This window comes from Butyrivibrio sp. (genome assembly GCF_017433805.1).
Classification (GTDB): Bacteria; Bacillota; Clostridia; order Lachnospirales; family Lachnospiraceae; genus Butyrivibrio.
Genome location: NZ_JAFRGN010000057.1, coordinates 63,980 through 77,963 on the forward strand (window position 1 = coordinate 63,980; position 13,984 = coordinate 77,963).

Sequence of the window (13,984 nt, forward strand, 5' to 3'; positions counted from 1 at the left end):
AATTCCCCTCCTGAATCTAATCCTTTAATTCCCTTTTAACTTATCTGCGAGTTCGCTTAGTTTCCTAAGTCTATGATTAACTCCCGATTTACCTACAACTGGATCCAGAAATCTTCCCAGTTCTAAAAGTGTTGAATCAGGATGTTCAAGCCTGACTTCTGCCATTTCTCTGAGGTTCACCGGAAGATTCTCAAAACCATAATGGTCTCTCAAGAAGGTGATATCCTCAATCTGCTTGGTTGCAGCGTTGACAGTTTTGGTGATGTTGGCAACCTCACAATTAACTCTTCGGTTAATGGAGTTGCGCATTTCCTTGACAATTCGAAGGTTCTCCAGATTCATGAGACTAACCGGAGCTTCCATTATATTAAGAAGGTCTACGATTCCTGCTCCTTCCTTAATATATAATACAAAGTACTTCTTCCTGCGAACTATCATGGCCTTAATGTCAAAAGACTCTATCATCTCTCGAAGTCTCTCAGCCTGCTCCTCACGGTCACAGACATATTCAAGATGATAGCCTTTATTAGGATCACTGATAGATCCAAGGCACATAAATGAGTCCCTCAGGAATGCTCTCTTACAGCATGAATTCCTGGTAACCTGTGGACTGATCCCTTCATTAATGTCCCTGACTGATCCTTGCGGATCGATCATTCTGATGGCTCCCAGAACAGAGTGTAAATCCTTGCCAGAAGCTATCACAGGCCTATAAATGCGGCCATTTTCCTTAACATTAGGGATATCCTCGAAAATGCTAGTTCCTATATTAAATGCTTTTTTTAATAATGTAAAGAACTTTCTAACCACTAGCGGATTGTCATCCTGCAAATAAAGCGCTATTTCTCCGCTTTCATTGGCTTTTATAATGCCAGCCCCATCAATGATGGCTGCTATCTCTGCCAGCTGGCAATGCCTTGATGAACCAATGTGTTTAGCCAGTTCCTCTTTTACTTCAAGAGAAAACGACATATGTCACAACTCCATATGCTCTATATTACTTAGCCTGTTTAACGTCTCTGTGCAGAAGCTTAAGTCCAAAGTTTCCTTCAGAGGCTTTCAATCTGTCATATAACTCATTTGCTATTGTTACACTTCTGTGCTGTCCGCCGGTACAACCAATTCCTACCACCAACTGATACTTGCCTTCCTGAACATATCCAGGTATCAGGAACTGCAGCATATCTGTCAGCTTATCAAGGAATTCTCCGCAGGCAGGGAAGCTCTTAACGTAGTCCTGGACTCCCTTGTCATTACCTGTCTGATGCTTGTACTCATCAATATAGAAAGGATTTGGAAGGAATCTTACATCAAATACAAGGTCCGCATCTGAAGGAATTCCATACTTAAATCCAAAGGACAGGATTGTAACCATGAGAGAATTGTAGCTCTCGTTCTTAACAAAGATTCTGTCCAGTTCTTCCTTGAGTTCTCTGGTGAGAAGGTTAGAAGAATCTATAACGTAATCAGCTCTTTTCTTGACCTCAGCAAGAACGGCTCTTTCCTTGGCAATTCCAACTTCAATTCTGTTGCCCACGTCATTGACGTTCATTGGATGAACTCGTCTGGTCTCTTTATATCTTTTTATGAGAACCTGATCACTGCAATCCATGAAAAGAACTTCTGTAGGAATTCCCTTCTCTTTCATAGCATCAATCATTCCTGCTACTTCTTCAAAAGCCTGGCCGGCTCTTGCGTCGATACCAAGAACCACCTTGCTGATCTCATTGTCTGGCATTGTAATAAGCTCGGCAAACTTCTCAATAAGAGATACTGGCAGATTATCTACGCAGTAGTAACCTGCATCCTCAAGCATGTGAATTGCTGTGGACTTACCACCACCGCTCATTCCTGTAACAATGACAAATCTCATATTCTACGACCCTTCTTATAACAAACTACTTTTTTATACACTTTGTAACTAATTTAGAACTTGCCCAGCATGATCACTTCCGGCTCAAGCTTAACCCCAAAGTCATCATAGACTTTTTTCTGCACATCACATATAAGCTTGTAAATATCCTGTGATGTAGCCTCGCCCTTGTTGATCACAAAGCCGCAATGCTTGTCTGAAACCATTGCTCCACCCACAGTATATCCGCGAAGTCCTGCATCTTCAATAAGTTTGCCGGCAAAATATCCTTCCGGTCTCTTAAATGTAGAGCCTGCACTTGGGAATTCAAGTGGCTGTTTCTCTTTTCTCTTAAGGGCCAGCTCCTGCATTCTGTCAGTGATCTGATCCTTGTCGCCCTTCTCAAGTTCCAAAAGAGCTGAAACAACAATGAAGTCCTTGCCTTTAAGAGCGCTTGATCTATAGTCAAATCTAAGAGCCTGGTTATCAAGTCTGATTATTTCTCCCTGAGGGGAAAGTGCTCTGACTTCCTTGGTGACAAGCTTCATCTCGCCATCATAGGCTCCGGCATTCATGATCATTGCGCCGCCGATGGTTCCTGGAATTCCAGCTGCGAACTCAAAACCTGTAAGAGAGTTATCCCTTGCAAAAGCAGCTATTCTGGAATTCATTGCTCCGGCTTCCGCATATATATGTGTATCGTCCTGTAATCTGATATCTATTAGCTTTTCTGTAGAAATAATAGCTCCATCATAGCCTTTATCAGACACCAGAAGGTTACTGCCATTTCCAAGTACAAAGAAAGGTGTTTCAGCTCTTCTAAGAAGTGCTACTACACTCTTTAACTGATCAAGGTCAGATGGCCTTATAAACAAGCTTGCAGGCCCACCAGTTTTAAACGTGGTGTGCCTGCTCATCATCTCATTAGTATTAACATCCAGATCAGGTGAGATCTGTCTTATTGCTGTTATTACATCTTTATTCAAAAATCTTATCTCCATTAATAAAGAAGCATTTTGGCTGCGCCATAAACTCCTGCGTCATTACCCAGCTTGGCAAGTGCAAACTTAGCATCCTTACAGCCTGGGAATACATACTTCTCAAAGCTTGGCTTAAGAAGATCAAAGAGCATTTCGCCTGCTCTTGAAACGCCGCCGCCCAAAACGATGATCTCTGGGTTAACAACGCTTGCTGTTGCAGCAATACCTTTTCCAAGGTAATAGCCGTATCTCTCAGCTATCTGCATAGCAACCTTATCGCCCTTCTTGGCTTCATCAAATACATCCTTACACTGGAAGTTGTCGATGTGTCTGAGTGCGCTGTCTTCATCAGTAGCTGCAAGGATTCTCTTAGCAAGTCTTACAGCACCTGTTGCGCTTGCATACTGCTCAAAGCAGCCATGATTACCACATCCACATGCATCTGGCTCATCATCCTCAAGGTGAATGTGTCCGATCTCTCCGCCTGATCCCTTAGAACCAGCAAGGATCTTGCCTTCGTTGATGATACCACCACCAACTCCTGTTCCGAGTGTTACAAGAAGCATGTTCTTGTAGCCCTGTCCGCCGCCCTTCCAGGCTTCTCCAAGAGCTGCTACGTTAGCGTCATTACCAGCTTTTACAGGAAGCTTAAGCTTGGAATGGAGTTCGTTAACAACGTTGAGGTTCTCCCATCCAAGGTTAACAGCCTGATAGCAAAGGCCATCTACATTTACGGCACCAGGAACACCGATTCCTGCTCCAATAACTTCTGAATCCTCGATGCCTCTTTCCTTCATCTTATCTCTAATAGCAACAGCTAAGTCTGAAAGAATGAGTTCTCCATTGTTCTCGGTTCTGGTTGGTACTTCCCAGAAGTCTACTTTTTCTCCGCCCTCAGTAAGTAATCCGATCTTTGCAGTTGTTCCCCCTAAGTCGATGCCGAATACGTATCTTGCCATTTCTTTCTCCTCTAATAAATTTCTTTTAATTAATCTTCATCGTCATCATCACTTCTTCTGCGAGCAAGTGAATTCTGAACTCTATTGTAAAGCTCCTGAGCTGCATTGTAGCCCATAGCTTTCTGTCTGTGGTTAACAGCTGCAGACTCGCAGATAACCGCAAGGTTTCTACCTGGACGAATTGGAATACGGTGGCAGACTATCTTGTTGCCAAGGTATTCTGTGTACTCCTCTTCAAGTCCGAGTCTGTCATACTCTTTGTCTTTATCCCAGTCTTCAAGCTTGATAACAAGGTCAATTGTCTGAGTCTCTCTTACGCTTGATACACCGTAAAGAGTCTTAACATCGATGATGCCTACGCCTCTCATCTCGATGAAGTGCTTGGTAATATCAGGAGCTGTACCGATAAGTGTCTCTTCACTTACTCTTCTAAGCTCTACAACGTCATCAGATACGAGACGGTGTCCTCTTTTGATAAGCTCGATAGCTGTCTCTGACTTACCGATTCCGCTCTCACCAGTGATGAGAACGCCGACACCATAGATATCTACTAAAACGCCATGGATGGAAATGCATGGTGCAAGCTTAACATTGAGCCATCTGATGATCTCTGCCATGAATGCAGAAGTTGATTTCTTGGTAATAAGTACAGGAACCTTTTCTTCAATAGCAATCTTGATGAAAAGAGGATCTGGTGTAAGCTCTCTACAGAATACTACACCAGGGATGTCGAAGGAAAGGAATTCTCTGTACATGTCCTCCTTCTTGTCATCAGGAAAAGATTCCATATAGGTATATTCTACAAATCCGATTACCTGAAGTCTTGTCGCCTCGAAGTGCTCAAAGTATCCAGCCAGCTGAAGAGCTGGTCTGTTGATATCTGGCTGACTGATCCTGATCTTCTTGATATCAAGCTCAGGTGTCAGATTCTCAAGCTTCATTTTTTCAATGATAGTTTTAAGACTTACGCTTGCCATACATTCCTCCTGGATTGGTTTTACATGTTTACATTGAATAAGTTACGAAGTTCATTAACGATATCTTCTGTATCTGCATCGATACATACAGCTTCGTTGATTTCAGAAAGAGATTTAAGATCTGCCTTATCTGAATCATTCATCTCATAACCTATAGTATATACCGAAATTCCAAGACCACCAACTATAGGAGTAATTCTTTTAAGTTCGTAACCAGCATTCTGTGCTCCGTCAGACAGAACAAAGAGCATCATGTTTGCATCAGGAACCTCTTTACTCTTCTCAATGAGCATCTGCATTCCTACAAGTACTGCATCATAGGTAGCTGTCTGTCCGCCAACATCAAGGTCTTTAACAGCACCACTAAAGTATGCTCTCTGCTTGTTGTCGAACTGAGCGATAGGAAGGTTGATGTAAACCTTATCGCTGTAGCTTACAAGACCGATATAGCTGCTGGAATCGATGTACTGCATTGTATTAAGAAGTGAGTTCTTGAGTGACTTGATTCTTGTGCCATTCATAGAACCAGAAATATCTGTTACAAATACTGCAATAGTAGGACGTGTACCGTTCTTGTTGGTCTTCCATACCTTCTGAGCTGAAAGGTAGTCACTACCTGTCATTCCATAGTTCTCAGAAACATAATCCTCGTGGAGGTTGAAGCCTCTTTCTGTTGCCATTGTCTGGCTCTCTGATGTGAGGCAGAAATCCACGAACATCTTGGCAATTTCCATCTCTTCATCATCTGTCCAAGGGAACGCATATACAGGATGATCATGACGAACACCTGCTGGAGTGTATACGTAGTTCTTGAGCTCTGGTGTATTGATGTATGTCTGCTCCTCCATTACCATGGCATCAATGATGCCCTTTGCTGCAGACTCTTTGAGGATTGATGTTGTGTAAGCTGCTGTAGGAGCATTGTTCTGATACTGAACAAGCTGATCAACAGCACTATCTGAAAGTGGATTAGTGTTATCAAAAGCATAAAGCATTGAGCAAAGGATGTTCATACCTGTAGCTGATGTATATGGGTTTGTATAAGCAAATACCATATCGCCAGCAATTGCAGCCTTGAGAACGCCATCCATAGTAACTTCGCCGTATTTCTCTGTGTATGAGTCATATACAGCCTTGGACATCAGGATACCTGCTGTGTTTCCGGCAATTCTGTCTGTAAGCTTAGTAGCTTTGATACCATTAGCTACGAGCATCTCGCCCCACATCTCATTAGATGGGATATAGAGGTCCGGCTGATAGCCACCTTCTGTAATATATGTAAGTGTCTCACCAGAAGAAATCTTTCTGATTGAAACCGAAACGCTCTTACCATTTACTGTGTAGCCAGCCTTGTTGAACTTCTGACCAACAGCTACGAGCCACTCATCTGGATATGACTTACCACTGAACTCAGATGGAGCAGCTATCTCAAGGTTGATAGAACCATTTCCTGTGAGCATCATGTCGAAAGTATCAATGTCTGCAAGTGAATCTGCAATTGAAGCATCTGACATATCTACGTCAAGCCTTGCTGGAACTGTAGATGGATTGATCTTTCTATAGAAAGTTCCAAGCTCTGTTACAGCGTCGTCATAGCCAAGTGCGCTGTTTAATGTTGAATTGTTTGTTACATTGTTGCTGCAGGCAGTCATTGACAGTGCCAGTACTGCAGCAAGCACCCCTTTTAAAAATCTTGATTTTCTCATACTCAATATCTCCTCCCAGTATCAAATATTATCTGATTATATTCTTATTTATTAATCGTATGTATGTCTCAGTGACTGGCCGATAGCATCAGCATAATCCTGAATCATTGTTACAGCATCGGTATCTTCATTCTGCTCGTTAGTGTATCTTGCGAGCTCTAAAAGGAAGTCCTTAGCATTATTAAGAAGCTCGTTGTTACTCTGAATGATCTTGTCTGCCTCAGTTGTAAATTCCCCTGAAGTTTCAAGTGCAACATAGAGATTAACTACACCACGGCAGTTGTGATAAAGAGCATTTCTGGCCTGAGAGATGATCTCCTTCATGCTCTCAAACTCTGTCATGTCGTTGTATACAAAGAGCTTGTCATTTCTCTCAACAAACTCATCCATATCGTCCATCTCTTTTAACAGGATATTACCAACTGGAACGAAATCGACTTCCTCATCCATGAGCTGTTTAACAAGTCCTCTTACGTCCTCTTTTCTCTTGCGAGCCTCTTCTTCCTCCTGAGCCTTCTGAGCTTCAGCAGCTTCCTTGGCCGCTTTGGCGCTTTTGAGATTACTGATAAGAGGTATAAGTGTTGTAAGCGCTCCTGCTCCGAATACTGCGATTCCTGCTATCATCAGGAGTCTAAATAAACCAATTCCTATAGAAATTATAATGTCTGCCCCATTAATTCCAACGATAGCTGCAATTACTGCGCCTATCGCAAGAATAATAATACCAGGCAGTGTATTCTTTTTTTTCATAAAATATATCCGTCTCCCTTTTCTATCATTGCCAAGAGATTAACTACATCAAATGTCTTTTTCTGCTTCTGGGCTAGTTTGAGCTTCTCCTGCGCTGTCACTGCTCCGTCTAGCTGCGCATCTATCGACTTAAGATATGTCTCTACGGTAGCCTGTGCATGCTGTATCTGAACGTGACTAAGCTGAATGGACTCTGTCAGATCCTCGCCAGAAGCTGCCTCTTTTTCAGTTAACTGCTCCAGCCTTGAACAATCCGATGCAATCTCCTGATACAGCTTGGCAAAAGAGCCTCTGTTAACCTTGAGCTGCAGCATATAAGCACTAAGTCCTTTGATGGCTGAGCCTATCTCTGTAGACTTAGGAGCCATGACAAGTGCGTATCTTTTCTGCATTCTGTCGATCTGCTCAGGATAATCTGCTATTTTCTTTTGCAATAACTTGATCTCAGGATTAAGCATTGTAATAATCTAAAAAAATTCCTCTCAACAATCTGTGAGATATTATATATTATTCATCGGAAATTTGCACCCATGAAACTTCAGTTTCTTTCCTGTCTAAATAAGCCAGTTTGCTCTTCATCTCATCCTCATACACTATGTTAAGATCATAATCTCTCATGATGCCTATGGTGTATTCTTCGTCCATGTGAATATTAACTACGTAGTATGTTTCATCATACTTGTTCAAATAATATTCTGTGATATCAGAAAGGACTGGAAGGCGATATTCTTCTCCAAGTCTCTTAAGCTCAGATTTGCTTTCTTCGACAAACTCCTCAAGCTCTTCATCCTTATTAAGAAGTGAAAGTCTCTCCAGCTTGTAGGCTCTGTATCCAAGCTCAAGATTCATATATTTATCCAGCCAGTATTTGTAATGATGCTTCTTCTCATAATCATCTTTATGGTCAAAAGAAAAGCCGCCTTCGGAACCTATTTCTATAGTGTCCGCACCAGATGCACAAAAGGCACTGCCAACTATCGTCTGGTCCTTTTTATCATTATCAATCTTGCATTGGAACGGGACAAAAATATATCCCATTGGTTTGCCTACATAATCAAAGAAAGAAAACCTAACAACACATATATCTTTTTCCAAAAGAGCATATGTACATGTATAGTCATAATATTCATGTGTTATGGCTATGTCAGCAAGCTGATCAGAAATCTTGGTGAGTGTATTTCTGTCTTCCTCTGGAAGCGCCATCAGATCTTCCCAGATATGCACTGCATCTTTGCAGAAATCATCGTTGCAGTTTGCTGGATTCTCAATGTTATCTGTAACAATGAACTCTTCATCTCCAGTTAATATCCTATTTATATCCTCGTTTTCAGACATAATGGCCGGAAGCTCTGGAATCTCAACTGGCTCATTGGACATCTCTGAGAACTTAATAGTGATGTTAACTTCACTAGCTCTACTCTCCACTCCGCCAGAAGAAACTTTTTTATCCTGGAATTTGTCTCCGAAAACCACTATTTCTTTTAACTTATTATCATCCAGGCAAAAAGAGTATCTGACATTCTTGGCATATTGATAACCATAGCATCCACTGCGAAATACATGTCTGAGAAAACTAACATCTCCAGACAATGTCACATCCAGCATGTTCTTTCCTTTTTCTATGGATCTGCTGACTATAGTGTTTATTCCATCAAAGTTCTCTGGAAATATTGCCTCAACATCTATAAAGGTTTCATCATTCTTGTTGCCATCATACTGATAGAACTGAGTTTCCTCACCGTCTTGTGTTTTCTTGTACAGCGAAACCTTAACACTGTCCTTTTTTCTTTTCTCTTTCGAAATACTGGGAGCTAAATTAAAGTTCAATTCATCCCTGAACTCTCCTGAATATATTGAAAGCTTATTGTCATCGTCCACGTAGTATCTGCTGTAGGTAAAGGTTCCGTTCTTTAAATCGTAGTGATCATAATATGTAACTGATCCATCATTTGAAACACGCTTGCTCTTATCATAGTAATGATAACTGCCATCACATAATATGTATTTTGAATAATCAAAATCCTCTTTGCCTGCTTCAAATAACTGCCTTGCTGTTGTTGCTACACCGTCAACTTCATACCTCTTATCTAAAGGATCTACTACAAGTGGTTCGCATCCTGTCAGAATTGTAGTTGCCAATGTGGTCGCCAAAATAAGGCTTATTAACGTTCTTTTCATTTACTCTTTGTTTCCCCAAATCCCCATTTAATAAAGAAGTTGTTTGATTAATAAACAACTGATAGCCTATATTCTGTTGCATAGGCTTGCTTTTCCACTTATTGCTCCTGGTGGAAAAAGTCGTAGATCTGTCTTGCTGTGCTCTCAGGGATTTCTGGAACCTGTGACAATTCTTCTACGCTGGCATTCTTGATATCTTCAATTGATTTAAAGCTCCTCATAAGGGCTTTTCTCCTGGATGGACCAACTCCGGGTATCTCATCAAGTGAGCTCTTTACCTGCGACTTGGAACGAAGTGATCTGTGATACTCAATGGCAAATCTGTGGGCTTCATCCTGAATCCTTGTGATAAGCTTAAAGCCCTCAGATCTTGTATCTATAGGAAGCTCAACATTATTGAAATACAAACCTCTTGTTCTGTGGTTGTCATCCTTGACCATTCCACATACAGGGATGTTGATTCCAAGCTCTTCAAGTACCTGCAGACAGATATTGACCTGTCCACGTCCACCATCCATAAGAATCAGATCCGGGAACTTGGTAAAGCTTCCATACTGCGCATCAATATCTCTTACTTCAAGATCATGTCTCTCCTCGATTCCATGAAGGAGACGCCTTGTAAGGACCTCATGCATGCAGGCATAGTCATCTGGTCCCGCCACTGATTTAATACGGAACTTTCTATAGTCGCTCTTTTTAGGCTTACCTTTTTCGTAAACCACCATGGAGCCTACGTTTGCAAAGCCGCTGATATTGGAGATATCATAGGCTTCCATTCTGTTAAGGCCCTTGATGCCAAGAAGATTTTCTATTTCTTTTACCGCACCAATTGTTCTTCCTTCTTCTCTCTTGATGCGCTCTTTATCCTTGGAAAGAACCAGCTCCGCATTCTGCTTGGCCAGTTCCATAAGCTTTTCTTTCTGTCCTCTTTCTGGAACAGTGATATAAACCCTGCTGCCCTTGCGCTGAGTGAGCCACTTCTCAATTATCTCCATATCCTCGATGGCTTCTGGAAGCATCAGTTCTCTAGGAATAAAAGGTGTTCCGGCATAAAACTGCTTAACGAAGTTAAGGAGTATCTCGGCCTGAGGATTTTCTGATACGTGTGTCATGTAGAAGTGTTCTCTTCCAATGAGTCTTCCGTCTCTTACAAAGAAAACCTGAACTACCGCATCTTTATCGTCTGATGCTATAGCTACAATATCCTTATCCTCCATGGAGGAGTCTGTCATCTTCTGCTTCTGGGCTACAACTTTGACACTTGATAAAAGGTCTCTGTATTTGGCTGCTGACTCAAAATCAAGCTCCTCTGAAGCAGCTTCCATCTTTTCCTGAAGGTCCTTGATGATAACAGCGTAGTTACCATTCAAGAAGTCTAACGCTCCGTCTATTCTTTTCCTGTATTCCTCTTTGGAAACTGCGCCGGTACATGGACCACAGCACTGCTTCATGTGGTAATTAAGGCAAGGTCTCTCAAGTCCGATATCTCTTGGCAGTACTCTATTGCAGGTTCTGATGCCATATATTTTATTGATGAGGTCTATGGTATCCTTGACTGCTGCTGCGCTTGTGAAGGGGCCAAAGTATCTGGATTTATCTTTTTTCATGAGTCTTGAGAAAAGAACTCTCGGATAATCCTCAGATACTGTGACCTTGATATAGGGGTAGGTCTTGTCATCTTTTAAAAGAGTGTTGTATCTAGGCGAATTTTCTTTTATCAGATTGTTCTCTAAAACCAGAGCCTCAAGCTCTGAGTCAGTTACAATGTATTCGAATCTTGCTATGAGTTTGACCATCTGGTCGATCTGAGGACCACGGCCAATGTTGGCACGAAAATAAGACCTGACACGGTTGTGCAGGTTAATGGCTTTTCCGACATACATGATGGTGTCGTTCTCATCACGCATGATATAGACTCCCGGCTTGTTTGGGAGCTTTTTAAGCTCTTCTTTTATATCGAAATTACTCATCTATACAATAATATCACATAAGCCCTGCTCACGATAATGTGAACAGGGCTCAGTTATTAGAATTAGTATCTAATTATTTGTCAAAATCATTTGGTACATTTGAAAATCTTCCGCGATTCTCGCTTCCAGTCTCTGACTGATCATCGCTCTTATCCTCAGATTCGCTTGCAGGTGCGGAATTGCTCTGAATTCCCGCGTCTGTAACCTCTGCATCAAAGATGCTCTGGAACTGTCCAGGCTGACTCTCTGGTTCAGGATCCTTTTTCTCCTTGGTCTCCTTAACAGGAACGTTCTCACCAACGAGTGCTGACTCAGCTCTTGTAGCATAGATACGACCGCGCTTAGCTGCTTCCATCTCCTCTTCTGTAGGTTCAGGGAGATTCTCAACCTCACGATATATCTTCATGAATTCCTTACCTGTGATAGTCTCTTTCTCGATAAGGAACTGTGCGATCTTGTCCATTGCATCAAGGTGTTCTCTGATGATCTGCTTAGCTTTCTCATAGCATTCTGCAAGGAGCTTCTGAACTTCTGCATCAACAAGAGTTGCTGTCTCATCACTGCAGTTGAGAACTCTGTTGCCATCAAGATATCTGTTCTGGATAGACTCAAGCTGCATGAGACCAAATCTCTCGCTCATACCAAACATTGTGATCATGCTGCGAGCCATTGATGTTGCCTTCTCGATATCGTTCTCAGCACCTGTTGTAACTGTGTTGAAGATAACTTCCTCGGCAGCTCTACCACCGAGTGAAACGATGATGTCATCAATGATCTCATCCTTGGTCTGGAGATATTTCTCATCCTCAGGAACCTGCATTACGTAACCAAGAGCTCCCATGGTTCTAGGTACGATTGTAATCTTCTGAACAGGCTCTGTATTCTTCTGAACCGCGCTGATAAGTGCATGTCCAACCTCATGGTAGGAAACGATCTTACGCTCTTCCTTGCTGAGGATGCGGTCTTTTTTCTCTTTACCAACAAGTACCTGCTCAACAGCTTCCATGAGATCCTGCTGGCAAACATACTCACGATGTGCCTTAACAGCATTGATAGCTGCTTCATTGATCATATTAGCAAGGTCTGATCCAACGGCTCCACTTGTTGCAAGTGCGATTCCCTTAAGATCAACAGTCTCATCCATCTTAACATCCTTGGAATGAACCTTGAGGATTTCCTCACGACCCTTGAGATCTGGCTTATCTACGATAATTCTTCTATCAAAACGTCCTGGTCTAAGGAGGGCTTTATCTAGAATCTCTGGTCTGTTTGTTGCTCCCAGGATGAGGACACCCTTGGAAGAATCGAAACCATCCATCTCAGACAACAGCTGGTTAAGTGTCTGCTCTCTCTCCTCATTACCGCCGCCATACTTGTTATCACGGCTACGACCGATAGCATCAATCTCATCGATAAAAATGATACATGGTGCATTCTTACTTGCTTCGCTGAAAAGATCACGAACTCGGCTGGCACCTACACCAACGTAAAGCTCGATAAAGTCTGAACCTGCAAGAGAATAAAATGGAACGTGCGCTTCTCCTGCTACTGCCTTGGCAAGAAGTGTCTTACCGGTTCCAGGAGGTCCTACAAGAAGTGCTCCCTTAGGAAGCTTAGCACCTATCTTGGCATACTTGGCTGGGTTGTGAAGGAAGTCTACCACCTCTACAAGTGACTCTTTGGCTTCATCTTCGCCAGCTACGTCCTTGAAGGTAACACCTGTTTCCTTCTGGACGTAGATCTTGGCATTGCTCTTACCTACGCTAAGAGGACCACCGCCTCTTCCCATTCTCCTGAAGATCAGTGACAGTATAAGCCACATGAGTAGGATTGGAGCTACATAGTATAAAAAGAATGAAAGGATAACGCCTGAGTTATCTGGCACCTCGCTGCTGACTGTGACACCTGCCTCAATCATGCGCTGTGTAAGATCGCTGTCATCCTCTGCTTTACCAGTATAGTAGGTCATTGTGCTAGCACTTCCCCAGGAAGTTACAAGACCTGGTCTTATTCCCTGATCCTTGTCAGCATCTTCTTTTAATGTAATGTTGATTCTGTCATCTGTTATAACAATGCTATCAACTCTTCCATCGTCTACAGCCTGAATAAACTGTGTGTAAGTCCACTCCTGATTGGTGTTCTCTGAAAAGGCTCGAAGGAAATATGTCATGCAGATCATGGTAACGAGAGCTGCAACTAGCAACAATATTATATTCTGCCTTCTAGGTGAATTTGATCCATCACCCAGTGGATTATTATTTCTCTGATTTTGATTATTATCCATACCTTTTTCCCGCTTCTTACATTATAATTAATAATGTTATGATAATTGAGCGCTTTAGTCAAACCTCTATTACTATCAGCGCCCATTCTTAATACTATATTTAACCTGTCTGATATTTTGTATGTGTAATTATATTGCATGCAATTTATTTATTCAAGTTTCAAAATCTAAAAGATTTATAAATTATTGCTGACTTGAAATTTTAAATTCCAGTGAAACAGTAAATTCCATCGACTTTTAAAATTCTGTGATTTTTTAAAGTTTTATAGGGCTTAATCTTGACGTTGCTGATATAATTAAGCCAACTTTCCATAAAATATCTGAATTC

The 13,984-nt window shown here is 41.9% G+C and carries 11 protein-coding genes; all 11 read right to left on the reverse strand.

Features of this window, described 5'->3' with window-relative positions:
- Window positions 1-24: 24 nt before the first annotated feature.
- On the reverse strand, window positions 25-972 hold the full coding sequence (whiA, locus tag IJI01_RS13410; RefSeq protein ID WP_292191399.1) for a DNA-binding protein WhiA: 948 nt from the start codon (window positions 970-972) through the stop codon (window positions 25-27).
- Between the two features lie 25 nt (window positions 973-997).
- Entirely contained in the window at window positions 998-1,873 is an 876-nt protein-coding gene (rapZ, locus tag IJI01_RS13415; RefSeq protein WP_292191402.1) for an RNase adapter RapZ, read from the reverse strand.
- A 53-nt stretch (window positions 1,874-1,926) separates the two neighbouring features.
- Window positions 1,927-2,838, reverse strand: coding sequence for a UDP-N-acetylmuramate dehydrogenase (murB, locus tag IJI01_RS13420; RefSeq protein ID WP_292191405.1), 912 nt, complete (start codon window positions 2,836-2,838; stop codon window positions 1,927-1,929).
- 14 nt (window positions 2,839-2,852) lie between these two features.
- Window positions 2,853-3,791, reverse strand: coding sequence for an ROK family glucokinase (locus IJI01_RS13425; RefSeq protein WP_292191408.1), 939 nt, complete (start codon window positions 3,789-3,791; stop codon window positions 2,853-2,855).
- Window positions 3,792-3,820: 29 nt separating this feature from the next.
- The gene (gene hprK / locus IJI01_RS13430; RefSeq protein ID WP_292191411.1) at window positions 3,821-4,768 is read right to left on the reverse strand and encodes an HPr(Ser) kinase/phosphatase; all 948 of its coding nucleotides are present in this window, start codon (window positions 4,766-4,768) and stop codon (window positions 3,821-3,823) included.
- A 20-nt stretch (window positions 4,769-4,788) separates the two neighbouring features.
- A complete protein-coding gene (locus tag IJI01_RS13435; protein ID WP_292191414.1) occupies window positions 4,789-6,474 on the reverse strand; it encodes a vWA domain-containing protein in 1,686 nt (561 codons plus the stop codon).
- A gap of 51 nt (window positions 6,475-6,525) precedes the next feature.
- Complete coding sequence (locus IJI01_RS13440) at window positions 6,526-7,224, reverse strand: hypothetical protein (RefSeq protein WP_292191417.1); 699 nt, start codon at window positions 7,222-7,224, stop codon at window positions 6,526-6,528.
- The gene (locus tag IJI01_RS13445) at window positions 7,221-7,658 is read right to left on the reverse strand and encodes a hypothetical protein (RefSeq protein ID WP_292191420.1); all 438 of its coding nucleotides are present in this window, start codon (window positions 7,656-7,658) and stop codon (window positions 7,221-7,223) included. The genes IJI01_RS13440 and IJI01_RS13445 overlap by 4 nt, the downstream gene beginning before the upstream one ends.
- A 73-nt stretch (window positions 7,659-7,731) precedes the next feature.
- Window positions 7,732-9,402 carry a hypothetical protein gene (locus tag IJI01_RS13450; protein ID WP_292191423.1) on the reverse strand — a complete coding sequence of 557 codons (1,671 nt, stop codon included), beginning with the start codon at window positions 9,400-9,402 and terminating at the stop codon, window positions 7,732-7,734.
- Window positions 9,403-9,500: 98 nt separating this feature from the next.
- Entirely contained in the window at window positions 9,501-11,372 is a 1,872-nt protein-coding gene (uvrC, locus tag IJI01_RS13455; protein WP_292191426.1) for an excinuclease ABC subunit UvrC, read from the reverse strand.
- Between the two features lie 73 nt (window positions 11,373-11,445).
- Entirely contained in the window at window positions 11,446-13,656 is a 2,211-nt protein-coding gene (gene ftsH, locus IJI01_RS13460) for an ATP-dependent zinc metalloprotease FtsH (protein WP_292191429.1), read from the reverse strand.
- Window positions 13,657-13,984 lie beyond the last annotated feature (328 nt).

Coding starts and splice junctions, on each gene's coding strand:
- whiA (WP_292191399.1), bottom strand. CDS start 972: ATGTCGTTTTCTCTTGAAGTAAAAGAGGAACTGGCTAAACACATTGGT.
- rapZ (WP_292191402.1), bottom strand. CDS start 1,873: ATGAGATTTGTCATTGTTACAGGAATGAGCGGTGGTGGTAAGTCCACA.
- IJI01_RS13425 (WP_292191408.1), bottom strand. CDS start 3,791: ATGGCAAGATACGTATTCGGCATCGACTTAGGGGGAACAACTGCAAAG.
- hprK (WP_292191411.1), bottom strand. CDS start 4,768: ATGGCAAGCGTAAGTCTTAAAACTATCATTGAAAAAATGAAGCTTGAG.
- IJI01_RS13435 (WP_292191414.1), bottom strand. CDS start 6,474: ATGAGAAAATCAAGATTTTTAAAAGGGGTGCTTGCTGCAGTACTGGCA.
- IJI01_RS13440 (WP_292191417.1), bottom strand. CDS start 7,224: ATGAAAAAAAAGAATACACTGCCTGGTATTATTATTCTTGCGATAGGC.
- IJI01_RS13450 (WP_292191423.1), bottom strand. CDS start 9,402: ATGAAAAGAACGTTAATAAGCCTTATTTTGGCGACCACATTGGCAACT.
- uvrC (WP_292191426.1), bottom strand. CDS start 11,372: ATGAGTAATTTCGATATAAAAGAAGAGCTTAAAAAGCTCCCAAACAAG.
- ftsH (WP_292191429.1), bottom strand. CDS start 13,656: ATGGATAATAATCAAAATCAGAGAAATAATAATCCACTGGGTGATGGA.